Source organism: Pseudomonas sp. B19125, assembly GCF_044218855.1.
Taxonomy (GTDB): Bacteria; Pseudomonadota; Gammaproteobacteria; order Pseudomonadales; family Pseudomonadaceae; genus Aquipseudomonas; species Aquipseudomonas edaphica.
In genome coordinates, this window is sequence record NZ_CP162589.1 from 1540220 (window position 1) to 1565516 (window position 25297).

The following is a 25297-nucleotide window of genomic DNA, read 5'->3' on the forward strand; positions in this document are numbered from 1 at the left end:
AGTGGGAGCTGGCTTGCCTGCGATAGCATCAACTGAATGTCACTGACATACCGAGTTGTCTGCATCGCAGGCAAGCCAGCTCCCACATTTAGAGCGCATTACATCAGGCAGCGCTACCGGTAATCCAGCGTTTGAACAACGCACGCGCGCCATAGGCCGGCAGGATATTAAAAAACGCAAAGCCGACTTTGATCGCGATCTGCACGTAGATCATGCTCAAGATGTCGCTGGTCTGCATCGCGCCATAGAACGCAATAAAGCAGAACAGGAAACTGTCGATAATCACCGCAAAGAACGTACTGAGGAAAATCCGCAGGTACAGGTATTTGGAGTTGGTCAGTTCCTTGATCTTGCACAGCAAGTAGGAGTTTATGTTCTCCGACACCAGGAACGAGACCGAGGACGCGACCAGTACCGAGGACACCTGAATGATCACATCGTTGTAAGGGCCATCGAGTTTCCAGCCTGGCAGCCCTGGCAGAAACGTCGAGCCGTAGAGCAGGATGATGATCATCGCGTTACTGGCGAACGCAAACAAAATGGCACGTCTGGCCAGCCGCAGGCCGAATTGCTCGTTGAGCAAATCCACGATCAAAAACGTCAGCGGGTACAGAAACGTGCCTGGCGTGACGATGATGCCCATCGACTCCAGGTAAATAGGCTTGGTCGCGGCAATGCTGGTGAAGATATAAAACGTGAACAGCAACAGGTTCAGGATGATGTAGATCATCCAGGAGTTTTCGTTGCGGTCGTTTATATCGTAGGCCGTCAGCGTCCCTCCCTGTGAATAAAACTTCTTGTACATGTTCTTAACTTCCATTTTATTGAGGTTGTCCATTATTTCGCTGTTGATGACTTCGCTCAGCTTCATCTTGATGACCTTGCCGGTGGCGATCACCATGATCACCGCCAGGCGCTTGTCATTCTCAAAGCCCAGCAGCTTGTATTTGCTGTTTTCGATGCCCGCTTCATACGTTGTCATTGAAGCGCTCCTCAATGATGTCGCCGATTACACACAGGCGCTCTGAGCCAGCGCAGGCTTCAAGGGTGATAAACATCTTTTGGATGGCCCGGTCGTACACCAGCTTTTCTTTGCCCAGCGTTGACGTGCCTTTTTGCACGATGAGCAAATCGCCCGGCTCGTTGATACCGGGAATGCCACGTTCCAGGCGCACACCGATCAGGTTGTAGGAAGAGCCGAAGTAGTAGGTCAGCGGATACAGGGTGGCCAACTCGCCAATGCGCTTGTCCAGGTTCTGGATCACCAGGCTTTCCTTGAGCACCGGCACGGCGGCCGGGTTCATGTTGCCCTGTGGGGAAACACTGCTCTCGATGATTTCCTTGGCTTCAAAATCAAGGGTCTCGATTTCATCGTAGGAAACACCGAAGAAGTCCGAGATCTTGCGGACAGTGGACTGCTGCACGTTGACGACCTTGCCTTCCAGGATGTTGTAGATGGTGGTCCTGGTCAGGCCGGCGGCATTCGATAGCGACAGCTGCGTCTCGCCGCGGCTTTTGATCAAGTACTTGATGTTGCTCTTCAAGTGCTCGGTTTTTTCGCGTCTGTGTATCACGTGCTCACCACTTCCTTTTAGTCGTTAACGTCCGTTGTTTGCGCAACCACAGCAGGGAGTGCCCGTTCCGGGGGCGCTTGTGGTTTTGCGGCGGCGGGAGTGTTGCATGCGTCGGCCCTAACAATAAAGTCCGGATGCGCTGCGGGCGTGCTTTTGATGGGGCTGGAGTCTGGAAAATGAACATTTGATTTGGAAAATGTTTAATTTCCTGTTTAATTGATCCTCTCGGTTCAGGACGGACCGGCACGCAACGCCCAGGAAGGGACCCGCACTGATGGCATTCAATACCGTACCTCTGAAAGACCAGGCCGACCTGCTGCGTCGTGGCCTGGCGGATCTGCGCGCAGAAGACTTCGAACTCGCCAGCCTGCTGGATGCTGAAGTCACTCGCCAGCATCGCACCCTCTCATTGGTGGCTTCTTCCTGCGCGGTCAAGCCCCGCACTCTGGTGGCCTGCGCCTCAGCACTGGTCAACGTGAGCGCCGAAGGCACGCCCGGCAAACGCTATCGCACCGGCTGCGAAAATGTCGATTTAGTGGAGTCCCTGGCCATCCGCAGGGCTCGGGAGTTGTTCGATGCACATTACGCCGGCGTGCAGCCTCATTCGGCGTCCAATGCCATATCCCAAGTGCTTTCGGCGCTGCTTGAGCCGGGCGATACGCTACTGGGCATGGCCCACGACCATGGCGGCGAACTCACCCATGGCAGCCCGGCGGTGTTCACCGGGGCCTATTACAAGGCTATCCGCTACGGCACCACCGACGATGGCCTTATCGATTATGAGCAAGTGCGCAGCCTGGCCCTGGCCCATCGCCCACGCATCATTATTTGCGGTGCGGGTGCGTACTCAAGGGTGGTGGATTTTGAGCGGTTTCGCGCAATTGCCGACGAGGCGGGCGCCATCCTCTTGGCGGATATTTCCGCTATCGCCGGGTTGGTGGTGACGGGGCGCCACCCGAGCCCGATCAACGCCGCCCACGTCACCATCACCTGCACGCACAAGCAATTGGGCGGCCCACGGGGCGGGTTGATCCTGTGCGGCCGCGACGCCGAAGCCAAGGTGCCTGGCCTGCGGTCGACGTTCAGCCGTGTGTTGGATCAAGCCGTGTTCCCGCGTATGCAAGGGGCGCCGGCGGTGAATATGATCGCGGCAAAAGCGGCTGCCTTCGGGTACGCGAAGTCAGCAGAGTTTGATGCCTGTATGGGGCGTGGCCGTGCGCTTGCCGATGAGGTGGCCAGTGCGTTTGCGGCCCAGGGTTACGACGTGGTGGGCGGGCGCAGTGACAACCATACGGTACTGATCCGGTTGCCGGGCGCCATGACCGGCGCCATCGCCGAGGCGGCCCTGGAGTCTTGCGCCATTGTGGTAAGCAAGCACCGCGTACCGGGCGAGACACGCTCGAAGTTGGTCACCAGCGGTTTGTGTATTGGCACCGGCTGCATGGCGCAACGCGAACTCGACGCCGAGGGTTGCCGCCAGGTGATTGCGCTGGTGTGCCGGGTGTTGGAAAACGTCACCCCGCTGGGCGAACAGGACTATCGGCTTGAGCCTGAGGTGCGCGAGCAGGTGCGCACAGCGGTAGAGGCCCTGTGCATGAACTACCCGATCGCCGACTACCTGGAGGGTTGATCACGGCGCAGGTGGCTAAATCAGCTGAGCGCCTTCTCGTCATACTTCTTTGTACGAACCGTGAGAAACCATCACCCGTCTACAAGGAGTCGCGCCATGTTCAGCGTAAGTCGTCGGTCTCTTCTCGCCTTTGGCGCGGCCCTGCCGGTGCTGGGCCGCCTGGACTGGGCGGTCGCCAGCCCGCCACCGGCCCCGGCGGACACGGTGCGCCTCAATTACAACGAAAGCCCCTACGGCCCATCAGCCTCCGCCCGCGAGGCGATGCAGCGTGGCATCGGCCTCTCCGGGCTGTACCCCTATGGTTACATGTACGGCTTGGCCGAACAGTTCGCCAAATCGCAGGGGCTTGTCGAAGAACAGGTCGCTGTATTTGCCGGCTCCATGGCCGCCCTGCGCTACGCGGTGCTGGCGTTTACCAGTCAGGCCCGTGGTCTGGTGATGGCCACGCCGTCCTATGAAGTACCGCGTCAGGCCGCCGAGTCATGGAAGGCGCCGGTGTACGAAGTGAGCCTCAATGCCGACCACGCCCATGACGTGCCGGCCATGCTTGCCGCCGACCCTCAGGCGGGCATGCTGTACCTGTGCAACCCCAACAACCCGACCGGCACCCTGACACCCACCGAAGCGATCCGCCAGGCGCTGGCGAACAAACCCAAAGGCTGCGTGCTGGTGGTGGACGAGGCCTACATCGACTTCTGCGACGCACAAAGCTGCGTGAGTTGGGTCAAGGATCACGACGACTTACTGGTGCTGCGCACCTTCTCGAAAATCTACGGCATGGCCGGTGCGCGCCTGGGCCTGGCGATCGGCCACCCGGTGTTGCTGGAACGGCTGGCGGTGTTTGGTGGCGATAATGTGCCGGCGGCGTCCACGTTACTCGGTGCTCGGGCGAGCCTGGAAGACCTCAAGCTGGTGCCGCAACGCAAGGCGCTCAATGCCCAACTGCGTGACGAAACCGTGGCCTGGCTCAAGGCGCGGGGTTTTACCTGCACCGCGTCGCAAAGCAATTGCTTCATGATTAACGTGAAACAACCTGCAGAACAGGTGATCGAGAAGCTGGCTGCACAGGGCGTATTGGTCGGGCGGGTGTGGAAGGATTGGCCGCAGTGGGTGCGGGTGACGGTGGGCAACAAACAGGAGATGGCGCGGTTTCGCGAGGTGTTCGCGAGTCTTTAAAGCAACACAAAACCCATGTGGGAGCTGGCTTGCCTGCGATAGCAGCACCTCGGTCTATCAGGCAAACCGAGGTGATGCTATCGCAGGCAAGCCAGCTCCCACCTTTTGAGCAATGCGTTACTGCTGCTGCGCGATGCTGTACCCATCAAACGCCGTCTGCTGCTGCAGCGCAGTAATCACACTCTTGCGGCTCAACGGCTGCTCGGCGCCGGCGTTATCCACAAAGCTCTCGGTTTCAAGCTCAGCCTCATCACCTTCACCCACAAAGCTGAAGCCTAAAAACTCGAATGCCTCACGGTCAACGTTGAGCTTGGAGCGCGGCGTGCGCAGCGGCAGGGTGACGCTGATGCCATCCTTGCTGATCACAAACACTTCGGCTTCTTTCTTGGCCCGTGCAGCCTTGCCCTTACCGGCGCTTGGGTTGCTGATGGCCTGGTGAGACTGGTTCAGCACCTTGAGGGCCAGGCCGTAGACCAGCTCCTGGAACTCGGGGTCGTCCTTGAAACTGGAGAGGATGCGGCTGATCGAGAACTTACTGCTCAAGTCTTCCAGGGCGATGTTGTCGGCCGCTTCGGCATCCTTGAGTTGCTTGAGCTGGCCCATCAGGTCGTAGGCCTTGTCGTCGTCGAAAGCGTCATGGGCCTGGCGAATGGCCACGCGCAGTTCACGGATCTGGTCGCTTTCCTTGGAGGTGTGGAACGCGTCCAGCACCATCTCGCTGATGATCTTGGCCGCAGGCACATGCTGTGAAAGATTGATGGCGTTTTCGTATTCGGCCTTCGAGTGCAGGGCGACTACGGATTCTTCGGCGGCGTGTTCGGTGTAAGAATCAGGCATTGAAATTTCACTACTTCAGTAAACGGGGGACAAAAAAGCGTCGCGCATTTTCGGCGGCCACGCAGGTCAGGTCAAGGCAGCACACTGCCCTTATCGCGGCGCAAGGCGCTCAGCGCCCGCTGCAATCGATCGGCCCGCCCGCAGAACAGACCAACGGTAAACCCCGACACACCGCCTACGGCCAGCAACATCTCAGGCGTGCTCAACAGCAACGGATGCACGGCCTGCTGATAGCCGAAGTAGTATTTCACCGCAAAGAACAGCTGCGAGATCAACAGGGTTTTCCAGGTACCCGCCAGCACCAGCGTTTCGCCATTGGCATCGAGCCGGGCGCCGTCGGCGTTGAACAGCAACATCCCCAGCAGGCTGCCCGCGAGCGCACCCGCGACCCAGGCGCCGCTCGACAGGATCGAGGGCGCCAGCGACATCAGCGACCACACCACCAGCACCACCGGCAAAATCAGCAGCGAGCGGCGATTCTCACGCCCGCCCATGCAGGCCTTGATGCCGTAATAACAAATCCACAGGTAGATGGCGTATACCCACAGGGGCGTGCCTTGGAGGATATCGAGCATGGGTGCGTCCTTGCGGGGGCGGGAAGCGCTGATAGTCGTTGAGCCATCATCGTTTTGTCCATCGATTTGGCGCTGACTCACATCAACACCCTCCACGGCAAAACCCGTTACAACACAAAGGCCTGATGAACCCATAAAAACAACCGCTGGCCTGCGCCGAGGGGGCTACTCCACGCCAGGTTATTAAAGGATTAATGCAATGGCCTTTTCATTGTCCCGCCTGGCCTTGCTGGGGGCGACGCTGTGTCTTGCGCTACCTCTGCACGCCGCCCCAACCCAAATCGAGCAGGGTCAATACGTGGCCCAACTGGGCGACTGCATCGCTTGCCATACCGCCAGGCAAGGCCAGGTGATGGCCGGCGGGCTGGAGTTGAGCACGCCGATGGGCATGATCTATTCGAGCAACATCACGCCGGACCGCGACACTGGTATCGGTAATTACAGCTTCGAGCAGTTCGACAAGGTGATGCGTGAAGGCGTGACGCCGGCGGGCATCAACCTTTACCCGGCGATGCCGTATCCGTCCTACGCGAAGATGAGCGCAGAGGACATGCGCGCCCTGTACGCCTACCTGATGCAAGGCGTGGAGCCGGTGCAACAGGCCAACCTTGAGGCGGACATGGGCTTCCCGTTCAATCAGCGCTGGGGCCTGGCGCTGTGGAATGTTGCCTTTCTCGACAAGCAACCGTTCCAACCTGACCCGCAGCGTAGCGGGGTGCTCAACCGTGGTGCCTACCTGGTCCAGGGCCTGGGGCATTGCGGCTCGTGCCACACGCCACGGGGCATCGCCTTCCAGGAAAAAGCCATGAGCGATGCGGGCCGCAGCGGCCGGCATTACCTGGCCGGTGAAACCGTCGAGCACTGGCGCGCCCTGAGCCTGCGCAACCTGTGGACGGTGCCAGACACCGTGCAACTGCTCAAGACCGGGCAGAACCGCTTTGCCACGGTCGCTGGCAACATGGCCGATGTGATCCACCACAGCACCCAGCACTTCAGTGTTGACGACCTCACGGCCATCGCCAGTTACCTCAAATCCCTGCCGCCCGGTAAAGATGATCTGCCAATGCCAGCGGTCGCCCAAGCACCGGCCGCACCGCCAGCCGACCTGTTCACCAGCCGTGGCGGCCTGGGCTATATGCAGTTTTGCAGTGATTGCCACCGCAGTGACGGCGCTGGCGTAAAAGGCCTGTTTCCACCTTTGGCCGGTAACCCGAGCATTGCCTCGAACAACCCGACGTCGCTGTTGCATATCACCCTGACCGGCTGGGAAACCGCGCAAACCGCCGCCCACCCAAGGGTCTACACCATGCCCGGTTTCAGCCGGCTGGCCGATCAGGAAATCGCCGAGATCCTGACCTTCGTGCGCACCAGTTGGGGCAACGCTGGCACGCCAATCAGCGCCGCCCAGGTGAAAACCCAGCGCGATCAGCTCAACCCCGCCACCACCGATTCGTCAGCCTTCGAAACCCCAAGGCTGGCGAATTTGCTCGCCGCACCCAACGCCGACCAGGTTATTCGCGGCATGCGCCTGCACCTGCAAACCAAGGCGCTGCTGCCGGATAACGTCGGCAATTCGCTCAACTGCGCTAGTTGCCATCTCAACGCCGGCACCGTGGCGGATGGTTCGCCGTTTGTGGGTGTGTCGGCGTTCTTCCCCAGTTACGCGCCGCGTGCGGGCAAGGTGGTGACGCTGGAGGAGCGCATCAATGGCTGTTTCCGCCGTTCCATGAACGGCAAGCCGCTGGCGCCGCAGTCGGCGGATATGCAGGCGATGGTCGCCTACTTTGACTGGATGAAAAACAACACCCGCCCTGAAGATAAAGTCGCCGGGCGTGGCGTGGGCAAGATCGACCCGGCGATCAAGCCGGACCTGGACAACGGCAAGCAGGTGTATGCCAAGCAATGCGCGGTGTGCCATGGCGATAACGGCCAAGGCCTGGCGCGTGCCGACGGCGAGCTGGTGTACCCGCCATTGTGGGGCGAGCAGTCGTTCAACATCGGCGCCGGTATGGCACGGCCTTACACCGCGGCGGCGTTTGTGAAACGCAACATGCCGATCGGCTTCCACGAAAAATTCCCGCTGGGGCAGGGCGGTTTGTCGGACCAGGAAGCGGTGGATGTGGCGGCGTATTTCTCTGGCCAACCGCGCCCGGATTTTCCGGACAAGGTCAGAGACTGGCCCAACGGCGGCAAGCCCGTGGATGCGCGCTACTAGTTCAACTGCTTAAGGCAGGCCTCGAGAATATCCAGGCCTTGCTCCAGCACCGCAGGCTCGGTGGTCAGCGGTGCCAGCAGGCGGATGATATGCCGCGACTTGCCGCTGGGCATCAGCAGCAAGCCGGCATCGCGTGCCAGGCTGAGCAGTTGGGTCAGTTGCTGGGGAGCGGGCGTGCCGTCGGCATGGGCCAGCTCGATGCCGCGCATGGCACCCACGCCGGTCAGGCGGCCCAGATAGGGCGACAGCTGTTGCTCGCGCCAGGCGGCATAACGGCGAACGATGGCGGCTTCCTGCTGTGACCCCCAGGTTTTCAATTGCGCGTCGGTCATCGCATCCAATGTTGCCAAAGCAGCCGCGCAGGCAATTGGGTTTCCGGAATAGGTGCCACCGAGGCCGCCTTTGGGCAAGTTGTCGAGCAGCGCCTTGCGCCCGACCACCGCGCCCAATGGCACGCCACCGGCGATGCTTTTGCCGAGCAGGATCAGATCCGGCTCGATGCCCAGGCGCGAGAAGGCAAAACGCTGGCCGGTACGCCCGAAGCCGGACTGGATTTCATCGGCAATCAGCAGGATGTTCTTCTCATCACAGAAGCGGCGCAGGGCCTGGGCGAACTCGATGTCCAGGGCCAGAAAGCCGCCTTCGCCCTGCACCGGCTCGATGATGAAACAGGCCACATCGTTGACGTCGATTTCCACGCTGAACAGACGGTCCATGGCCTTCAGGGCTTCGGCGCAGGTCACACCGTTATCGGCGCTGGGGTAGGGCAGGTGATACACCGGGCCGGGTAGCACGCCGACCTTTTGCTTGTAGGGCGCCACCTTGCCATTGAGGTTGAGGGTGGCCAGGGTGCGGCCGTGGAAGGCGCCGTCAAAGGCGATCACCGCCGTGCGGCCGGTGGCGCCGCGCACGATTTTCAAGGCGTTTTCCGCCGCTTCCGCGCCGCTGTTGGTGAGCATGCCGCTTACCGCGTAATCCACCGGGATAAACGCACAAAGGCGATCCATCAGCTCGATGTAGGGCGCATGCGGCGCGGCGTTGAAGGCATAGTGGGTGAGCCGGGTGGCTTGTTCGCGAATCGCTTCCACCACGCCTGGGTGACAGTGCCCGAGGTTGAGCACGCCAATGCCACCGACAAAATCGATATAGCGCTTGCCCGTGGTGTCCCAGACTTCGGCATTTTTACCGTGACTGAGGCTGATGGGGTGAACGATGGAAATCGACTGGCTGATGCTTTCGCGGCTCATGAATCGGGGACTCGGCAATGGCGGGCGTGTATTTATCTAAGCTGCGCAGCCGGCCTTGCCGCAAACGAAATAAAGTCGCCGGGTCATTCCAAATCGGAAGGAGCTGTTGCCTAAAGGTCGTTTGTGGCCACGCTGCAAACCTGACAATACTGCCGGGCAACCTCAGAAACCGGCGCGGGCAGTGCGGCGCCGAATAATAAAAGACTCACAGGGAGTGCCTCGCATGAACCACCTCAAAACCCTTATCGCTGCCACGGCCGTGGCGCTTGCCGGCAGTGCCCACGCGGGCGTGACCCTGGACGCTATCCAGAAAAAAGGCTTTATCCAGTGCGGCGTTAGTGACGGCCTGCCGGGCTTCGGCGTGCCCGACAGCCAGGGCAAGATGACCGGCATCGATGTTGATGTGTGCCACGCCGTCGCCGCCGCCGTGTTCGGTGATGCGTCAAAAGTGAAGTTCACCCAGTTGACCGCCAAGGAGCGATTCACCGCGCTGCAATCGGGCGAAATCGATTTGATTTCGCGCAACACCACCTGGACCAGTTCCCGCGATTCCGGCATGGGCCTGGTGTTTACCGGCGTGACCTATTACGACGGCATCGGCTTTCTGGTCAACAACAAGTTGGGCGTGACCGCCGCCAAGCAACTCGATGGCGCGACCGTCTGCATCCAGGCCGGCACCACCACCGAACTCAACGTTTCCGATTATTTTCGTACCCACGGCATGAAGTACACGCCGATCACCTTCGACACCGCCGACGAGAGCGCCAAGGGCCTGGAAGCCGGGCGTTGCGACGTGCTCACCACCGACCAGTCGGGCCTGTATGCCCAGCGCATCAAGATGGCCCACCCGGATGAGTTCGTGGTGCTGCCCGAGGTGATCTCCAAAGAGCCGTTGGGGCCGCTGGTGCGCAAGGGCGACGATGAGTGGTTCAGCATCGTCAAGTGGACCCTGTTTGCCATGCTCAATGCCGAAGAAATGGGCATCACCTCGCAGAATGTCGAGGCGCAGGCCAAGTCCACTCAGAACCCCGACGTTGCGCGGCTGCTCGGGGCCGACGGCGATTACGGCAAAGACCTGAAGCTGCGCAAGGATTGGGTGGTGCAGATCGTCAAGCAAGTAGGCAACTACGATGAGGTGTTCGAACGCAATATCGGCCAGGGCAGCGTGCTGAAGATCAAGCGCGGGCTCAATGCGTTGTGGAGCAATGGCGGCATCCAGTACGCACCGCCGGTGCGTTGACTCAGCACTACGATAGGTGGGAGCAGGCACGCCAGCTCCCACATCATTCCGAGACCGCATCCTTGCCCGCCGCTTTGGACCGGTACAGTGCTTGATCGGCACGTGCCATCAAGGCGGCGGGCGTTTCGCCCATTCGCCGCTCCACCACGCCCAGGCTCAGGGTGACTTTGAAGTCGCCCACGGCGGGCATCTCGGCGATGGCCTGACGGATACGTTCGGCCAATTGCCTGGCGGTGTCCAAGCTGCTTTTGGGCAGGATCACCATAAACTCATCGCCACCCCATCGTGCGAGCAAGTCGCCTTGGCGCATACAGGTTTCCAGGCTGTCTACCACGCTCACCAGGGTCTGGTCGCCGACGCCATGACCATGTTTGTCGTTGATCGGCTTGAAGTCGTCGATATCCATGGCCACCAAGGCCAGCGGTACGCGGAAGCGCTCGGCACGGTCGCACTCCTCCAGCAGCACCTTTTCCAGGCGATAACGGTTGGCGATGCGTGTCAGGGCATCCTGTTCGGCCAGGGAGCGGTTCTCGTCCAACTGCATTTGCAGTTGCTGATTGACCCGTGACAACTCAAGGGTGCGTTCGGCCACCAGCGCTTCCAGCGACTGGTTGCGCTTTTGCAGCTGTTCGATGGAGATTTTGCGTGTATGGATATCGCGGTGTGCGCCGACCATGCGTGCCACTGAATTGTCGGGGTTACGTGCAATGACGTAGCCACGGTCTTCGATCCACAAGTAAGTGCCGTCAGCCTTGCGGCAACGATACTCGGCCTGGTAATGGGGCGCGCGTTGGCTGATGTAGTCATCAAATACGGCCATGACGCGTGGATAATCTTCGGAGTGGATCACGTTCTCCCAGGTGAACACGCTGTTCTCCAGGGAGTGGCGGGGGTAGCCAAGCATCATGTACCAGCCGGGGCTGCGGTACACGAAACCCGTGTTGGCATTCCAGTCCCAGATGCCGTCGCTGACCAGTTCCATCACCGCATGCAACATGTCGGCGTTGAGTTCGGAAAAGTTATTGCGCAGCGGTTTATTGCCGGATGTCTCGTTCATCTGTGCACTTCCCTGCCTGTGCTGGCTTCCAAGGCCAGTCTTCATTGACGCCGGTACACCGTGGCTGAGGTTACTCTACATCGCGGCTTGCACGCTTTGAATAGGATGAGTGTGCTGCTTTAGTGGTGTGGCGATAGGCCATTAATCAGCAGGTGGGGCGACATACGTTGTGCTCGCCTGGCACGAGCTTTCACGCCCTGGCGGGCCTTGCTTGCGTGTTCGATACGAGGCGTATTTCGACATGTTGACCCAGAGCCCTTGCCGCACTGGCCAGGGTGGACAGCGTCATGCCCGCGTCGTTTTGGTCCAGCGCTCGATCGACGGCGGTGCGGCTGGTATGCATACGTTCGGCCAGCGCTTTCTTGCTGACCTTCTGCACCTTCATCGCCTCTGCCAATTGCCAGGCAATAACACGCTTCAACGCTCCGGCAGAGACTTCTTCTATGAGCCCATCATCGCTGAGAAAATCATCAAAGTTGGAGCCGATATGCTTATTCATGGAATGTTCCTCAGAGCTTGTTTTTGCGATGCCTGGCGGTGTTCAGGTCGACTGAAGGCGTTTTCTGACTCTTTTTAATAAAGCCGTGCAGCAAAATCATCTGGCTGGCGACCAAGGTAAAAATGACGCGTGCAGCATTTTCACCAAGATCGGTTCGGACCTCCCAAAGGCGATGCTCCAGCTTCCTAACCAACGGCATCCCTTGCGGCCATCCGAGTTGGACCGATTTTATGTCAGTGCCTATAAGCTTTTTTGATTCCCTGGGCAGTTCCATCAGCCATTCACGCACGGGCTCGTTGCCAGCCTCGGTTCGGTAAAATGCGACGTTCAACACGAGAGGTAGGTCGTTCACAGAGAGTGCACCAAAATAGGTTCATAAGGCAATCAGCGATTGAAGGGTCTTTTCGCGAAGATTGGTCAGAGCCTGGCACTTATTTTGTGAGTGGCTGAGGTTGAAGCGTTTCAAAAAAAATCAGTAAAAATAAAGAGTTGTGAGTTTTCTGAATGGTATGTGCGAGATTGGTTTGCCAGGCGTAAGAAAACTCACTTCGGCGCCACCATGCGCGTTCGCGGCTTGCCATCCGCGTTGTGCTGGTAAATCCCCTCCGGCTGGCCCTGCTCATTGAAAAACACTTGGCCTATGCCCGCCGAATTCCACAGCCGTTCACCCGCCTCGGCGTGTTCCGGGATATGCGGCACTACCTGCATGGTGCGCCGGCGCGTGAAACCGTTGAGGGGCGAGCGCGGTGAGTAGAGCCAGCGGTTGAGGCGGTCGAACCATTCCAGCAAGCGCGCCGGGAATTGGTTCTTGATGCCGCTGCTGGTGATCTGCCAGATTTTTGGGCCGGCGCTGCGGTGGCGAATCAGCACTTCATAGACGAACGAGTAGTGCACATCGCCCGACAGGATCACGTAGTTACCTGGCGTGCGCGAGTGGCGGAAGATATTCAGGATCACCTGGGCGGCGCCGCGATGGGCCATCCAGTTTTCGGCGTCTACCAGCAGTGTGTAGCCACACCAGCTGAAGACCTTCTGCACGGTCTCGATCAGCTTGACGCCGAAGATCGGCGCGGGCGACACGATGATGGCCGACGGGTGGTCCAGCAGGGCCTGCTGCAGTTCGCTCAACGCTTCCCAGTCCAGCAGGCCGGAAGGTTGCTTGAGCGCAAACTCACTGCGCCAGCGCCGGGTGCGAGTGTCGAGCACCACCAGTGCGGGCGTGGTGGGCAGCACGTAATGCCAGTGCTGGAATTTCAGCAGGGTTTGCACTAATTCATCGTGGGCACTGGCGTGCAAGTGGTTGTCTTGAACGTTGGCGGTCAGCGCCTGGGTGTGTTCCAACAGTTTGCCAAACACATCTGGCTGGTTGCCCCAGCCCTGGCACAGCATATAAGCGAGCAGGGCATTGTCGATGATGCGTTTGGAGAATGGATGGCCGTAGGCGGTGGCCTCCCATTGCGCGCTGAGGTTCCAGTCGTCGGTGATGTCGTGATCGTCAAAAATCATCAGCGTCGACAGGTGCGCGAAGACCCGCGCAACGCCGGGCAAGCCATCACGGAACCGATCGACCTGCACTTGTTCGTGGTCGTAGCGCAGGTGTTCCGGCGTGCTTAATGATGGCGGCTGTGGCGTGATCAACGTCCAGGGCGTGGGCGACCATACCAACAGGTACATCGCCAGTACTTCGGCAAAGGTCACCAGGTGGTTGTCGGCGGTGCTGCTGGTAAAGATCGGTTTTTTCACACCGCCGAAAAACCGTTCGCGCAGGGTCTCGTTGCTGTCCAGTGCGGGCAGCAGATCTGCGCGGTGGTAATAGCTGGCGCGATGCCCGTAGAGGCTGGCGCTGTCATCCACCACGGCGCCTTCCAGGTATTCGTCGAACAACGCCAGGCGTGCGATAAGCGCATGAATCGCGCGCAGCATGGGGCCGGCCACATCATCGGCGTAGACCTGGTCACCGCTCATCATCAGCAGCGCCGGGCGCTCGGCCGGTGTGCGCGCGTCAGCCAGCAGGCGGTCGACGCACAGCAAACCGTCATCGGCGTGGTGATGGGGTTTGCGGCAGGAACCATGCACCAACTGGTGGATGCGGCTATGCACTACGAAATTCGCCGATGGAGCATCGGCATACAGCAGGTGCGGCGCCCATTGCGCAATGCCACAGCCGTCGACCAGCAGGTCGTAGTCGATGCTCACGTCCAGCGGCAGGGCTTCGCTCAGGGAAACGTCGATCAGGTGGATAAAGGCGTGGCGCCCAACGGGCACGACTTGGCACTGCTGGGTGTCCAGATCGATCGTCAGCGTTTGGCCTTGAGGCACTTGCAGCTTTAAGCACAATGGCAGGACACGGCTGCCCACCAGCCAGATCACCAGACGCTGGGGTTCCAGGCGCCTGAGCAGTGGGCCGGCAATGACGGCGGGCAGTGTGTCGGATGGCGGCATGAAGCAAGCAGCTCATACAAGGTAGGACTTAAAAGGGTAACGCAGAGGATGTCAGCGTTTTGTTAAAGGCGTGCCGCAGATACCTTGCAGCCGATTACCCTTGTTGTGTTAGAGCAGATGGCCTTGTCCCAGGGATTCCAGGGACGTTCGATAAGGCTTGGGCTTGGGCGGTGCGTTTTGCATCATGGGGTTACTGTCAGGACGTGAGGGCTTTTCAGCGGACCGGGTGGCGATTTCAGCCATTTGGTTGGCCAGTTGGAAAGCTATGTTGAACTGAAAGCCGGGCAGCATGTGGACGATACTCATGGGAAAAACCTCTTGCTCAATTGGAGGGATGTTCTCGCATCAATACTCCCTTTGACTGCGCACCCACTCAGTGGCACTGGCCGGGTTAACGTTCCCGGCCATGGGTTTCTGCATGTTTAATATCCGTAGGACTGAATGCGTTTCAGACAGACTTGGGTACCGTAAACCTGAACTCACTGCCACGCCCCAACTCACTCTCAGCCTCAATCCGCCCGCCGTGGGCCTGCACGATACCTTGGGTGATATACAGCCCCAAGCCGCTGCCGGTGGGGTTGTTTTCGGTCTGGGTCCAGTAGCGATCAAACACATGGGGCAACTGCTCAGGCGCAATGCCTTCGCCGGAGTCGCGCACCGAAAACACGATATCTTCACCATTGCTCATGGCGCTGATGCCGATATTGCCCTGGCGCGGGGTGAACTTGATGGCATTGCCGATCAGGTTCGACAGCACCTGGAACAGGCGCTCCGGGTCGGCATGGATCAGCAGGCCGGGCTCGGCGTTGAACGACAAGTCGATGCCTTTCTCCATCGCCAACGGTGCGAGCAGCGAATAGGCCTCTTCGAACATCTGGCTGACGTCCAACGACACCGGCTTGACCACATAACGCCCGGCCTCGATTTTCGAGGTGTCGAGCAGGTCTTCCAGCAGCACATTCATACGCCCGGCGGCCTGTTGCATGGTGTCGATGGCCGAGGAAATTCGCCGTGAGGTATGTGGGCCGTCGGAGCTGAAGGCTTTCTGCATCATGCCGCAGAGCATCGAGATGACCGTCATCGGGTTGCGCAGGTCGTGGGACACCACCGCCACCAGTTCATCACGGGCGCGCACGGCTTGCTGCTCGCGCAACACTTGGCGGGCCAGGTCATTTTCCAGGGCGGAACGGCGCAGGTCGTTGGCGGCAAACCGGTCGCCGTGGCTCCACTTGGTGGAGATACCGGCCATCTCGACTTTCCAGATTTCAAACGAGGTGCGTGGGCGCAGGCGCAAACCGGCGTCGGAGGTTTCCAGGTTCAGCGGCTTGTTCGGGTCACCGCTCCAGTTGATGTTCTCTTTGACTTCCGGGCGAAACCACAACACGCCGTTATCCACAGGCTTGGGCAGGCTCATGGCCAGAACGCCACTGGCCACTTGCTGGAACTCGGCGGCAGGCGGGTATACCGAGGCCAGGTTGTGACTGGAAAACACCGGCTCGTCGCTTTCTTGCAGCCATTTGTGCAGCGCACGGATCTGCGCAGGCTCGGGGCAATTGCCGTAACGGTGCAGTTGTTTGTCTTCGATGATCGCCACGCCGCCCGACAGGGTCAGGTCCATCAGCACCTGCGGCTGCTGGGCCAGGCCATCGAAGACGTTTTGCTCCGAGGCTTTCATCGCGCGGTCCAGCAATGCCAGGGCCTCGACTTTTTCTTCGCGCTGGCGGCTCAAGTCCAGGGCTTCCATGGCGCTGATCTGCAGCGACAGCACCTGGCCGATGGTCTGGCAAGCAACACGCAGGTCGTTGGGCACCAGCAAGGGCTCGCGGTTGCCGCAACTGATCAAGCCCCATAGCTTGTCGCCGGCCATCAACGAGATGCTCATGGACGACAGCACGCCCATGTTCTGCATGTATTGGCAGTGAATCGGCGACACGCTGCGCAAGGTGGCAAAGCTCAAGTCCAGCGGCTGGTCAGTGCCCGGACGCAGCTTGGGCAGCAGCGGCACCGGCTCGTAGGCAGCGTTCGGGATGATGCGCAGCCAGTTGGTGCGGTACAGCTCGCGGGCCTGCTCGGGAATGTCGGACGCGGGGAAGAACAGCCCGTTGAACAGCTCCATGGACGGCGCCGACGCTTCGGCAATCACCTGGCCGTGGCCTTCTTCTTCGAAGCGATAGATCAGCACCCGGTCGTAACCGGTCATGGCCTGGATTTCAGTCACGCTGATCTCGTACAGCGCTTGCAGGGTTTTCGCCGACTGCAAGCGTTGCAGCATCTTGCCCAGGTCACTGGTGCGACCATTCAGGGCGCGAGGTTTGAAATCTTCAAGGCGCGGCTCAAATTCCAGCACCAGCACGTTTTGATGGCGATGCAGCAAGCCTTCAAATGGCGCACCATTGAGCGTGACGTGCAGCGCCGGCGCGTCGAGAAACGCGTTGTTTTCGGCGATCGATTGCACGGCTTGGGCAGGTTCAACGCCAATTAACTGGTGCAGCGGTTGGCCCAACAGCGCTTCGGGTGCGTGGCCGAACAGGCTGGCCACGTTGGCGCTGACCTGAGTGATGCGCAGCTCAGGCTCCGACAACGTCAACAGCACACCGTGGGGCTGGATCGCGCCCGGGAAGCGAATCGGTTCGTCGGCACAGTTGGCAAGCAGCTCTTCAAAATCGTCGGGTTTCATAGCAGTACCTCCTGGCGGGCGAGCCAATGCTCGAAGCCACTGAATGTGGAGCGGGCCGCATCGACCGCGCGCTGTTTTGCGTCAGCATCCAGCGGCAGGCGGCCCAGGTAATCGAGAAAGTCTTTCCAGCGTCGACCGGTTTCGGCGCCGTATACATCAAGGAACGCTCCGCCGTTATCGGCGTGTATGTCCAGGCGCCGGGCCATTTCCCGGCGCAGCACTTGGCCGCCCAGGGTGGCGCCTTCCAGTACATACAGGGCACCGAGGCAGGCCGCGGGGGTGTCGAAGGTCGGGTGTTCGGTGCAGCGGGGCAAGGCGTTGATGGCGTTATCATTCAAGCCAAGGGCGCGCAAATCGCCCAGCAGTGTGGGGGTTTTCACACGCAGTACAGCGTCATACCCGTCGGGGATCAAGCCACTGGCGTACAGCGCTGCTTCCATCGGCCCATAAAACCCGTAGTACGCCTGGAGCAAGCGCCGATACCCGCCAGCATCCAACTGATCGGAGAAAAACGGCAAGCGCTTTTCCAACGCCACATGCAGCAAACCCGTGCCTGTGCGCAACGCTTCCAGCAATGAGGGCGCACTAACGTCATGGGCCTGTGAATGCATTCAATAAGCTCGAACTGTGGGCCTTAAGGCCATGAATGACGCGTGAAATGGGCGACGATTCTACACAAGTCATTGCCGTCAACTGTACGCACAAGGCGAAAAGCCTGACCGGCGGATCAGAAAAGTCGCTCCTTGCGTAATAAATGACCACAGGGCACTGCAGCAAGTTCGGTTTAAGTGATGTCGCGACGCTATTAGTGCATGGAGGCGCCTTGCTGGGTCAGTGCGGTTTGCACGCACTCAACCAAGTGCTCTGCACTCCAGGGCTTGGGTAAAAAACGTACAGAGCCGCCGAGTTGCGCCGCCAGCTTGGTATTGCCCGAGGTCAGCACCACCGGCACCGACGGCCAGCGATGCGCGACCACTTTGCTCAAGTCATAGCCATTGAGTAACCCCGGCATCTGGATATCACTGACGATCAGGTCTACCGGATCATCGCCGCGCTCCAGGTAAATCATGCCTTCATCCGCCGAAGGAAACGACGTCACATGAGCCCCGAAGTCCTCCAATACATCCACCATTAACGCACGAATGATTTCGTCGTCTTCCAATACCAAAATCGATGGCTGAGCCATGATCCTTACTCCACCATCAGGGTTCAGTAGGATGGAGTAGGCGCTGGCTGAATAGGTTCGATTGGATGTTTTTTAAACGATGGGTGGTCGTTTTAGAGCGGTCGCGTGGGGTTGTCCGCAGCGGCACGGCAAGGTGGATACAGGCATAATTGGCGCACCGTTGCCTGCTGTGGAGACTTGCATGAAGTACACCTTACTGACCCTCGCCCTGGTCCTCAACACCACCCCGGCCTTGGCGGCCGGCGATGCCGAGGCGGGCGGCAAACTGTTCAGTAAAACCTGCGGCGGCTGCCACAGCATCGGTGAAGGCGCACGCGGTGGCTTCGGGCCTGAGCTTAACGGCATCATCGGTCGACCTGCCGGCACCACCACGGACTATCAGTACTCCGACGCAATGAAAAACTCCGGCGTGGTCTGGACCCGCGACAAACTCGCGGCCTATATCGAAGCGCCGAAGAAGGTGGTGAGCGGTACGCGCATGATCTTCTGGGGTATCAGCGACCCGGAAAAGATCGAAAACATCCTGGCCTACCTGGAAACCTTCCAACCCAAGTAATCATTCGCGTACGTTCCTGAACAGCATCAACCGCGCACTTTCATGCAGCCCACGGGTCAGCCCCTGCAGGCGCTGAAACTCTTCGGGATGCTGCTCGGCTACATCTTCGCGCGGTGTTTGCGAAGCCAGGTCGTGCAGGGTTGGTGAGCCGCCGTCGTGCTGCATTTGCAACAGGAAGTGCTGGGTTACACCGCCGATAATCGGGAAGGTGCCTTCGTGTAGCACCAGTGGCACCACACGTTCGCCTTCCGGCGCCGGCTGCTGGATATCGCGGCCCATCGCGCCGTTGCGAAACGGCACGCCCGCCATGCCGGCCACGGTTGGCAGTAAGTCCGCCAACCCCACGGCCTCGTCAATAACGCGTGGCTCAAGCCCCGGCGCGTGGATCAGCAGTGGCACGTTGTTGCTTTCCAGGCCCAGTTGCTCAAAAGCTGGCGCCATGTGCGGGATCTGGCTGATGCGTGTGTTGTGGTCGCCGAAGAACACAAAAATGCTGTTGTCGTACCAGCCACCGGCCTTGGCGATGTCCATCAGGCGGCCGATGTTGTAATCCAGCAGGCGCACTGCGTTGTATTGCTCGACACTGCGCGAACCGGCAGCCTGGACTTGTTCCAGAGTTACGTTGTTGAGTTGGAAACCATCATTTTGCTTGGGAATGGTGAACGGCCGATGGTTGCCGGAAGTTTGCAGGTAGGCAAAGAACGGCTGGCCGTTGGGCACGGCGCGCAGCAGTTGGTCGCCTTCCTTGAACAGGTCCAGGTCAGAGATGCCCCACACGTCCACGCGGGGCGAACGCCAGTGGCTTTCGTCAAACAGCTGCACGCCGTCGATGCTCTGGCGGATCAGCGCGTTGATATTCGCCCAGCCAGCGTTGCCGCCGATCATGTAGAACTTCTGGTAACCCTCGAAGGCGTTGATCAACGTGTGTTGCCGCGTGATCAGCGGGTTGCGCGTGGCGGTCTCCTGGCGGGTCACGTCGGGCACGCCGGTGATGCTCGCCCACACGGTTTTGGCGGTACCGGTGACGGGCACATAGAAGTGTTTGAAGAACCAGCTTTGCGTCGCCAGCTTGTCCAGGTTTGGCGTGGGGTTCAGCGGGTTGCCATAGGCGCCGACCGCACTGGTGCCCAGGGATTCGAGCATGACGAAGACCACGTTGGGCGGGCGCTGGCCTGCCAGCTTGTAGGGCTGCACGCCTTGTTCGCGGATGAAGTTCAGCTGTTGCGCGTCAGGCTGGTCAACGCCCAGGTACTCGGCCACTTGTGGGTAATGCGTGCGCACCTGGGTTTCATCGAATTGCGACTGGCCAACCTTGAGCGTGTCGTACAAAAACAGCACCGGGTTCAGGCCCACGGCGGCGACCTGGCTGTTGCCGGAGAAGAACGCATCGCTCCAGCGCAACGGCACCGGGTTTTCCAGGTTGAGATTAGCCACGCGGCCGAGCAAGGCCAGCAGCACGGCGATCACGCCAATCACGGACACTAAAGCCGCTGTGGGTGTGCCGATGCTTTTGGGGGCGCGATCCAGAGTCAATCGCTCCAGGCACACCAGTGCCCACACCCACACAACCACCGCCGCCAACCAACAGGCAGTTATCCACAGCACCGGGTAGGTTTCCCACACCATCTGTTGAGAAATCTGCGCGTCTTGCAGATAGCGCAGCACCGTCGCGTTGATGCGCACACCGAGGTAGGCGTAGTGGCCGAAGTCGATGATGTAGATGAGACCCACCACCGCCAGTGCAATCACCAGATAGCCGCGTGCCAGCCAGCGCAGGGCGGGCAGGGTGATAAGGTTCCAGCGCGGTAGCCAGGCGAGCACGGCCACGGGTAGCAGGAGCAACACCGCCAGGCGCAGGTCGAAACGCAGGCCGATGCCGAGGGTTTCCAGCAAGCCCTCGGTGTTTAAATCCAGGCCGGAAAAGCTGATTAAAAACACCAGCCGCAACGCCGCCAGCAGCACAAACACCAACCCGATCGCGCCCACGCCGTAGCGCAGGCGGCGTGATTGCAACGCAGTCATCGTTAACCTTCCCCATTTCAAAAAACGACGCAGACCCACTGTGGGAGCTGGCTTGCCTGCGATAGCGGTGTGTCAGTGGCTGATGTACTGCCTGAGGCGGCGCATTCGCAGGCAAGCCAGCTCCCACAGTTTGAGTTGCATTAATCCAGCTACCAGGCAGTAGCCCATCAACAGCGGGTCGACCAGGTAATCCCAATAGTTCTCCGATGCCTTGAGCCGCAGCGCAAACGCCAACGTGCCCACCGCCAGCATCCACACGGCCAACCTGTTGCGCAGCGCCAACATCAACAGTGCCAGCGCACCTACCAATACAATCATCGGCCGAGGGTTAAACCCCCAGCGGTACGGGTCGAAATACGTCAGCCCCATCGCCGCCGGGTACAACAGCAGGCACAGCCCGCCAAACAGAACCAGCAGTTGCACCTGATGTGGCCGGCCAAGCGGCTGCACCAGCCCCAACCGGCACACCGCCACCCACGCCAACAACACCAAGGTGCTGATCGCCAGGTCATCGGTAAAGCTGCGCACATACGCCGCCAACGGCAGCTCATTCACCGGGATAAAGCTCAACGCCACCAACACCGGCAACAACCATGGCCGCCACGGCGCGGTAAATCGGAACGTGCTGAGCAGCACAAACCCCAGCAATACAAAACTCAAATGGGCTTGCCACAACGCCATCATCACAAGCGCTCCGCCAGCCAGGCTTCGTTGAAGCTGACATGTTTGATAAAGGTGTTATTCCACGAGTACACCAAGTGGTACATGCCGTCCGGGCTGCGACTGAAGTACGGGTATTCGTATTCGAAATCACAGCCACGGGGTTTGCACACGCGGTAATCCAGGTTGCTCAGAAAGCGCTGCTCCAACGGCAGACGCTTGGCACCGCTGGAGGTACGGAAGCCTTCGCCGATGATTTCTTTATAAGCCTGGGGGGAGAACGGTTGACCGAGCGGGTCCGGCGACTGGTCCAATTGCACTACCGTGCGCCATTGCGTCATCTGCGCGTCGGTGCCGTAGAGGCTGAGCTTGAAGCGGCCGTCTTGCAGGTCGTTAAGGGCGACGAGTAGACCGTCGTCTTCAGTACCCACAGCCGCCAGCGATGAATTGGGGTTGGCCGGCGCCAGCGGGAACGGCTCGCTCCAGGTTTGCCCGGCATCCTCGGTGCGGCTGGCGAGCACGCGGTGATGGGTTTCACCGGCGTAGCGCAGCATCGCCACGGCTCGCTGGCCGTCCTGCGCCACGATGGTCGGCTGCAGCGAATGTTTGCCGCGGCTGATGCGGAATTTGTCGATCACCGCGCCGTCGGCACTCAAGTACAGGTACTCGGCAAACTTGCCCATGAACTCGTGATACACCGGCAACCCGATGGAGCCATCGGCATGGAACACCGGTGCGGCGCGCACCAAGGTGCTGATATTAAAAAACGGCGACGTCACCAATTGCCGAGGCGCCGACCAGTTCGCGCCGAGGTCATCGGAGACCATCACGTTGATCGCACTGGTGGCCCAGCCGCCGACTGACACTGACACGTAAAACATCCACAGGCGTTTATCCGGCCCCAGGGCAATCACTGGGTTGCCCAGCTTGCGAATGTAACGCTGGGTGCCGTCGCGTGTGCTTTCCCGCGTGGCCAACACCTGCTCGCCGCCCCATTCGCCACTGCGTGCATCAAACCGCGCCGTGCGCACCTGCACATCGGCGGCGCCTTCGCGGGAGCCGGCAAACCACACAGCCATCAAGTCGCCGCCGGGCAGGGCGGTCACGGAGGAGGAGTGCACAAAGTCGGTGAGCTGTGAGGACACAAAACGGCTGTTGTATTGCGGGGCTGCCGCCACCTTCGCCGGGCTCGGGTTCGCCTGGGCAAACGGTGCCAGCACGTGGGGCGGATGGCTCAGCCAGGCGGCGATAAAGACGCCTAGCAGGCTGAAGATCAGTAGGGCACAGCGCATAGGGAACCTGTGAGAAGAAAGGATGACGGCGCACGTTCACCCGGCAGGCGCTTCCTGCGGCCGGTGAGCGTGCATAACGACAGGTGGTCCCGTACCTGCCGGCACAGTGCAAAACCAACCTTAGCGCAACCTTAGTTGGCAACGAGCCGTAACATCTTTGCCCGAATAGCCCTGCGTAGAACCGGCATGATTTCGCCGTTTCCTACAGAGATTTCGCTATGCGCCTACTCCTCGTCGAAGATGATCGCGCCCTCGGCCAAGGCATTCGCGTGGCATTGGGCGCCGAAGGCTACACCCTGGATTGGCTGCAAGACGGCCTCAGCGCCTTGCACGCCCTGCGCACCGAAAGTTTTGATCTGCTGCTGCTCGACCTCGGCCTGCCGCGCCTCGATGGTCTCGACCTGTTGCAGCAACTGCGCGCCGGGCAGCATGACCTGCCGGTGCTGATCCTCACCGCCCGCGATGGCACCGCCGAACGCATCGCCGGCCTGGATGCCGGCGCCGACGACTACCTGATCAAACCCTTCGATGTCGAGGAACTCAAAGCCCGCGTGCGCGCGCTGTTGCGCCGCAGCCAGGGCCGCGCCCAACCCATGCTCGAACACGCCGGCGTCAGCCTCGACCCGGCCACCCAGCAAGTGCGCTACCAGGGCGATGAGATCATCGTCACCCCGATGGAATACCAACTGCTGCACCAACTGATGGTGCGCCCCGGTAAAGTTGTGACCCGCGAGCGGCTGTCTCGCGCCCTGTATGGCTGGCAGGACCGGGTGGAAAGCAATACGTTGGAGGTGTTGATCCATAACCTGCGCAAGAAGTTATCCACAGAGCTGATCCGCACTGTGCGCGGCGTGGGCTATGTGCTGGCGCTCAAACCATGAGTTCGGTACGCGCACGCATCATTATTCCGGTGCTGGTCCTGATCCTGCTCGGCGACGCCCTGATCAGCTGGCTGGTGCTGCGCGACAGCCACCACGAAATCGAAGAAGTCTACGACGCCCAACTTGCCCAAAGTGCCCGCCTGCTGCAAGGCGTACTGCGCCAGCGCGAACCTGGCGACGCAGACTGGGGCCGCTTGTACGAGGCGTTCGACCAGGCCATGAGCCGCGTGGGCGAGGAGGGCGTGGCCCATCCTTATGAGACCCGGCTGACCTTCCAGGTCTGGCGCAGCGACGGGCAACTGCTCATGCGTTCTGCCGAAGCACCTGTCCTCACAGAACCGCCCACTACACTCGGCGCCCATGACCTGATGGACAGCGGCAACGACTGGTGCGCCTTCCTCCTCGCCGACCCGCAACAAGGCCTGCTGATTTGGGTGGGCGAGCGTGACGACGTTCGCCAGAGTGTGATCGAGCGTATCGTGCGCCACACCCTCTGGCCTACCGTGATAGGCGTGCCGCTGCTGACCGTACTGATCTGGTTGGCCATTGGCTGGGGGCTGACGCCCTTGCGCACCATGGCCCGCAAGCTGCGCGGGCGTAACACCAACGCCTTGCAACCGCTGCACGTGAACCCACTGCCGAGCGAGCTGGAGCCGATGCAAACCGCACTCAACCGGTTGCTGGTGCAGATGGACGACCTGCTGGAACGCGAACGCCGCTTCATCGCCGACGCCGCCCACGAGTTGCGCACACCGTTGGCGATCCTGCGCATCCACGCGCAAAACGCCCAAAGCGCTGCCACCGAAGAACAACGGCGCGAAGCCCTGGACTTTCTGGTAAACGGCGTCGACCGCGCCACACGCATTGGCAGCCAACTGTTGACCATGGCCCGCATCGAGCCACAACTGAGCAACCCCGTGCGCAAGCCCGTGCAACTGACGGAACTGGTGCGTGAAGAACTCGCCGAGCTGACGCCCCTGGCCATGGAGAAAGGCGTGGAGCTGGTGCTGGAAGGCGATGAAGAATGTTGGGTGCAAACCGAGCCGGTGGCGTTGGCGATTGCGTTGCAAAACTTGGTGACCAATGCGCTTAACTTTTCGCCGGTGGGTGGCGAGGTACGGGTGGTGATCGGCGTTAATGGTTTGCGCGTGGAGGACCAAGGGCCGGGGATTGATGAGGCGCAGATGGGGCGCTTGTTTGAGCGGTTTTACAGCCGGGATAACGCCAATGGCGCCGGGTTGGGGTTGGCGATTGTGGAGATGATTGTGGGGAAGATTGGCAGTACGTTGAGCCTGCGAAATTTGGAGCAGGGCGGCTTGTGCGCGCAGTTGGTCTTTGACCAGAAAGTGCCGCGTAACATAACCGATTAATGATCCCCACCTGTTACGAGCCAACGGCCTCGTTGTGGCGAGCAGGCTTGCCCTGCGTTGGGCTGCGAAGCAGCCCCAAAGATAGAACTGCTGCACGTCCATCTCGACCGTGAGTACCCTCAGGTATTCAGAGACGGGCGGAGTTTCTTGTTTATCAGCGA

At 60.2% G+C, this 25297-nt stretch carries 23 protein-coding genes; 7 read left to right on the plus strand and 16 right to left on the minus strand.

What is annotated here, in order from left to right; translation table 11 throughout:
• Positions 1-103 precede the first annotated feature (103 nt).
• Together AB4P96_RS07010 and AB4P96_RS07015 are read right to left on the minus strand one after the other, a co-directional pair.
• On the minus strand, positions 104-982 hold the full coding sequence (locus AB4P96_RS07010) for a queuosine precursor transporter (protein WP_017135067.1): 879 nt from the start codon (positions 980-982) through the stop codon (positions 104-106).
• Entirely contained in the window at positions 969-1574 is a 606-nt protein-coding gene (locus AB4P96_RS07015; protein WP_017135066.1) for a helix-turn-helix transcriptional regulator, read from the minus strand. Before AB4P96_RS07015 ends, AB4P96_RS07010 begins: the two co-directional genes overlap by 14 nt.
• A gap of 274 nt (positions 1575-1848) precedes the next feature.
• On the opposite strand from AB4P96_RS07015, the gene glyA reads away from it, so the two are divergent.
• Entirely contained in the window at positions 1849-3204 is a 1356-nt protein-coding gene (glyA, locus tag AB4P96_RS07020) for a serine hydroxymethyltransferase (protein ID WP_176992548.1), read from the plus strand.
• A 96-nt stretch (positions 3205-3300) separates the two neighbouring features.
• Positions 3301-4380 carry a pyridoxal phosphate-dependent aminotransferase gene (locus AB4P96_RS07025; RefSeq protein WP_176992549.1) on the plus strand — a complete coding sequence of 360 codons (1080 nt, stop codon included), beginning with the start codon at positions 3301-3303 and terminating at the stop codon, positions 4378-4380.
• A gap of 117 nt (positions 4381-4497) precedes the next feature.
• Here the strand turns inward: AB4P96_RS07025 and AB4P96_RS07030 are convergent, their stop codons facing one another.
• Together AB4P96_RS07030 and AB4P96_RS07035 are read right to left on the minus strand one after the other, a co-directional pair.
• A complete protein-coding gene (locus AB4P96_RS07030) occupies positions 4498-5217 on the minus strand; it encodes a hypothetical protein (RefSeq protein ID WP_017135403.1) in 720 nt (239 codons plus the stop codon).
• A 71-nt stretch (positions 5218-5288) separates the two neighbouring features.
• Positions 5289-5792 carry a DUF6622 family protein gene (locus AB4P96_RS07035; protein ID WP_017135404.1) on the minus strand — a complete coding sequence of 168 codons (504 nt, stop codon included), beginning with the start codon at positions 5790-5792 and terminating at the stop codon, positions 5289-5291.
• 199 nt (positions 5793-5991) lie between these two features.
• Between AB4P96_RS07035 and AB4P96_RS07040 the strand changes: the two genes are divergently transcribed.
• Positions 5992-8007: a c-type cytochrome gene (locus AB4P96_RS07040; RefSeq protein ID WP_176992550.1), complete on the plus strand. Its 2016-nt coding sequence runs from the start codon at positions 5992-5994 to the stop codon at positions 8005-8007.
• Here AB4P96_RS07040 and AB4P96_RS07045 read toward each other — a convergent pair.
• Complete coding sequence (locus tag AB4P96_RS07045; protein ID WP_395600629.1) at positions 8004-9254, minus strand: aspartate aminotransferase family protein; 1251 nt, start codon at positions 9252-9254, stop codon at positions 8004-8006. The genes AB4P96_RS07040 and AB4P96_RS07045 overlap by 4 nt on opposite strands.
• Positions 9255-9477: 223 nt before the next feature.
• On the opposite strand from AB4P96_RS07045, the gene AB4P96_RS07050 reads away from it, so the two are divergent.
• The gene (locus tag AB4P96_RS07050; RefSeq protein WP_026013555.1) at positions 9478-10494 is read left to right on the plus strand and encodes an amino acid ABC transporter substrate-binding protein; all 1017 of its coding nucleotides are present in this window, start codon (positions 9478-9480) and stop codon (positions 10492-10494) included.
• Positions 10495-10537: 43 nt separating this feature from the next.
• Here AB4P96_RS07050 and AB4P96_RS07055 read toward each other — a convergent pair whose 3' ends face one another.
• From AB4P96_RS07055 to AB4P96_RS07090, 8 genes are all read right to left on the minus strand, one after another.
• The gene (locus AB4P96_RS07055) at positions 10538-11551 is read right to left on the minus strand and encodes a sensor domain-containing diguanylate cyclase (RefSeq protein WP_026013556.1); all 1014 of its coding nucleotides are present in this window, start codon (positions 11549-11551) and stop codon (positions 10538-10540) included.
• Between the two features lie 190 nt (positions 11552-11741).
• On the minus strand, positions 11742-12050 hold the full coding sequence (locus AB4P96_RS07060; RefSeq protein WP_017135408.1) for an XRE family transcriptional regulator: 309 nt from the start codon (positions 12048-12050) through the stop codon (positions 11742-11744).
• A gap of 10 nt (positions 12051-12060) precedes the next feature.
• Complete coding sequence (locus AB4P96_RS07065; protein ID WP_017135409.1) at positions 12061-12402, minus strand: type II toxin-antitoxin system RelE/ParE family toxin; 342 nt, start codon at positions 12400-12402, stop codon at positions 12061-12063.
• Between the two features lie 191 nt (positions 12403-12593).
• Complete coding sequence (locus AB4P96_RS07070) at positions 12594-14492, minus strand: alkaline phosphatase D family protein (protein ID WP_395600630.1); 1899 nt, start codon at positions 14490-14492, stop codon at positions 12594-12596.
• Between the two features lie 108 nt (positions 14493-14600).
• Positions 14601-14798 carry a hypothetical protein gene (locus AB4P96_RS07075; protein WP_017135411.1) on the minus strand — a complete coding sequence of 66 codons (198 nt, stop codon included), beginning with the start codon at positions 14796-14798 and terminating at the stop codon, positions 14601-14603.
• Positions 14799-14940: 142 nt separating this feature from the next.
• Entirely contained in the window at positions 14941-17169 is a 2229-nt protein-coding gene (locus AB4P96_RS07080; RefSeq protein WP_169988411.1) for an ATP-binding protein, read from the minus strand.
• A complete protein-coding gene (locus AB4P96_RS07085) occupies positions 17166-17780 on the minus strand; it encodes a biliverdin-producing heme oxygenase (RefSeq protein ID WP_169988409.1) in 615 nt (204 codons plus the stop codon). The genes AB4P96_RS07080 and AB4P96_RS07085 overlap by 4 nt, the downstream gene beginning before the upstream one ends.
• 194 nt (positions 17781-17974) lie before the next feature.
• A complete protein-coding gene (locus AB4P96_RS07090; RefSeq protein WP_017135414.1) occupies positions 17975-18355 on the minus strand; it encodes a response regulator in 381 nt (126 codons plus the stop codon).
• A 181-nt stretch (positions 18356-18536) separates the two neighbouring features.
• On the opposite strand from AB4P96_RS07090, the gene AB4P96_RS07095 reads away from it, so the two are divergent.
• Positions 18537-18911, plus strand: a complete 375-nt coding sequence (locus AB4P96_RS07095) for a cytochrome c family protein (protein WP_169988406.1) — start codon at positions 18537-18539, stop codon at positions 18909-18911.
• Here AB4P96_RS07095 and AB4P96_RS07100 read toward each other — a convergent pair whose 3' ends face one another.
• From AB4P96_RS07100 to AB4P96_RS07110, 3 genes are all read right to left on the minus strand, one after another.
• Positions 18912-20933 (minus strand): LTA synthase family protein, encoded by a 2022-nt coding sequence (locus tag AB4P96_RS07100; protein WP_169988403.1) that lies wholly within the window; start codon positions 20931-20933, stop codon positions 18912-18914.
• Between the two features lie 72 nt (positions 20934-21005).
• Positions 21006-21617 (minus strand): hypothetical protein, encoded by a 612-nt coding sequence (locus AB4P96_RS07105; RefSeq protein WP_395600631.1) that lies wholly within the window; start codon positions 21615-21617, stop codon positions 21006-21008.
• On the minus strand, positions 21617-22885 hold the full coding sequence (locus tag AB4P96_RS07110) for an exo-alpha-sialidase (RefSeq protein ID WP_176992555.1): 1269 nt from the start codon (positions 22883-22885) through the stop codon (positions 21617-21619). The genes AB4P96_RS07105 and AB4P96_RS07110 overlap by 1 nt, the downstream gene beginning before the upstream one ends.
• Before the next feature lie 218 nt (positions 22886-23103).
• Between AB4P96_RS07110 and AB4P96_RS07115 the strand changes: the two genes are divergently transcribed.
• A complete protein-coding gene (locus tag AB4P96_RS07115; RefSeq protein ID WP_017135419.1) occupies positions 23104-23766 on the plus strand; it encodes a response regulator in 663 nt (220 codons plus the stop codon).
• Complete coding sequence (locus AB4P96_RS07120) at positions 23763-25136, plus strand: ATP-binding protein (protein WP_395600632.1); 1374 nt, start codon at positions 23763-23765, stop codon at positions 25134-25136. The genes AB4P96_RS07115 and AB4P96_RS07120 overlap by 4 nt, the downstream gene beginning before the upstream one ends.
• Positions 25137-25297: the final 161 nt, after the last annotated feature.

Coding starts and splice junctions, on each gene's coding strand:
- AB4P96_RS07100 (WP_169988403.1), bottom strand. CDS start 20,933: ATGACTGCGTTGCAATCACGCCGCCTGCGCTACGGCGTGGGCGCGATC.
- AB4P96_RS07070 (WP_395600630.1), bottom strand. CDS start 14,492: ATGCCGCCATCCGACACACTGCCCGCCGTCATTGCCGGCCCACTGCTC.
- AB4P96_RS07040 (WP_176992550.1), top strand. CDS start 5,992: ATGGCCTTTTCATTGTCCCGCCTGGCCTTGCTGGGGGCGACGCTGTGT.
- AB4P96_RS07085 (WP_169988409.1), bottom strand. CDS start 17,780: ATGCATTCACAGGCCCATGACGTTAGTGCGCCCTCATTGCTGGAAGCG.
- AB4P96_RS07050 (WP_026013555.1), top strand. CDS start 9,478: ATGAACCACCTCAAAACCCTTATCGCTGCCACGGCCGTGGCGCTTGCC.
- AB4P96_RS07120 (WP_395600632.1), top strand. CDS start 23,763: ATGAGTTCGGTACGCGCACGCATCATTATTCCGGTGCTGGTCCTGATC.
- AB4P96_RS07110 (WP_176992555.1), bottom strand. CDS start 22,885: ATGCGCTGTGCCCTACTGATCTTCAGCCTGCTAGGCGTCTTTATCGCC.
- AB4P96_RS07115 (WP_017135419.1), top strand. CDS start 23,104: ATGCGCCTACTCCTCGTCGAAGATGATCGCGCCCTCGGCCAAGGCATT.
- AB4P96_RS07075 (WP_017135411.1), bottom strand. CDS start 14,798: ATGAGTATCGTCCACATGCTGCCCGGCTTTCAGTTCAACATAGCTTTC.
- AB4P96_RS07030 (WP_017135403.1), bottom strand. CDS start 5,217: ATGCCTGATTCTTACACCGAACACGCCGCCGAAGAATCCGTAGTCGCC.
- AB4P96_RS07045 (WP_395600629.1), bottom strand. CDS start 9,254: ATGAGCCGCGAAAGCATCAGCCAGTCGATTTCCATCGTTCACCCCATC.
- glyA (WP_176992548.1), top strand. CDS start 1,849: ATGGCATTCAATACCGTACCTCTGAAAGACCAGGCCGACCTGCTGCGT.
- AB4P96_RS07060 (WP_017135408.1), bottom strand. CDS start 12,050: ATGAATAAGCATATCGGCTCCAACTTTGATGATTTTCTCAGCGATGAT.
- AB4P96_RS07095 (WP_169988406.1), top strand. CDS start 18,537: ATGAAGTACACCTTACTGACCCTCGCCCTGGTCCTCAACACCACCCCG.
- AB4P96_RS07080 (WP_169988411.1), bottom strand. CDS start 17,169: ATGAAACCCGACGATTTTGAAGAGCTGCTTGCCAACTGTGCCGACGAA.
- AB4P96_RS07090 (WP_017135414.1), bottom strand. CDS start 18,355: ATGGCTCAGCCATCGATTTTGGTATTGGAAGACGACGAAATCATTCGT.
- AB4P96_RS07105 (WP_395600631.1), bottom strand. CDS start 21,617: ATGATGGCGTTGTGGCAAGCCCATTTGAGTTTTGTATTGCTGGGGTTT.
- AB4P96_RS07035 (WP_017135404.1), bottom strand. CDS start 5,792: ATGCTCGATATCCTCCAAGGCACGCCCCTGTGGGTATACGCCATCTAC.
- AB4P96_RS07010 (WP_017135067.1), bottom strand. CDS start 982: ATGACAACGTATGAAGCGGGCATCGAAAACAGCAAATACAAGCTGCTG.
- AB4P96_RS07025 (WP_176992549.1), top strand. CDS start 3,301: ATGTTCAGCGTAAGTCGTCGGTCTCTTCTCGCCTTTGGCGCGGCCCTG.
- AB4P96_RS07055 (WP_026013556.1), bottom strand. CDS start 11,551: ATGAACGAGACATCCGGCAATAAACCGCTGCGCAATAACTTTTCCGAA.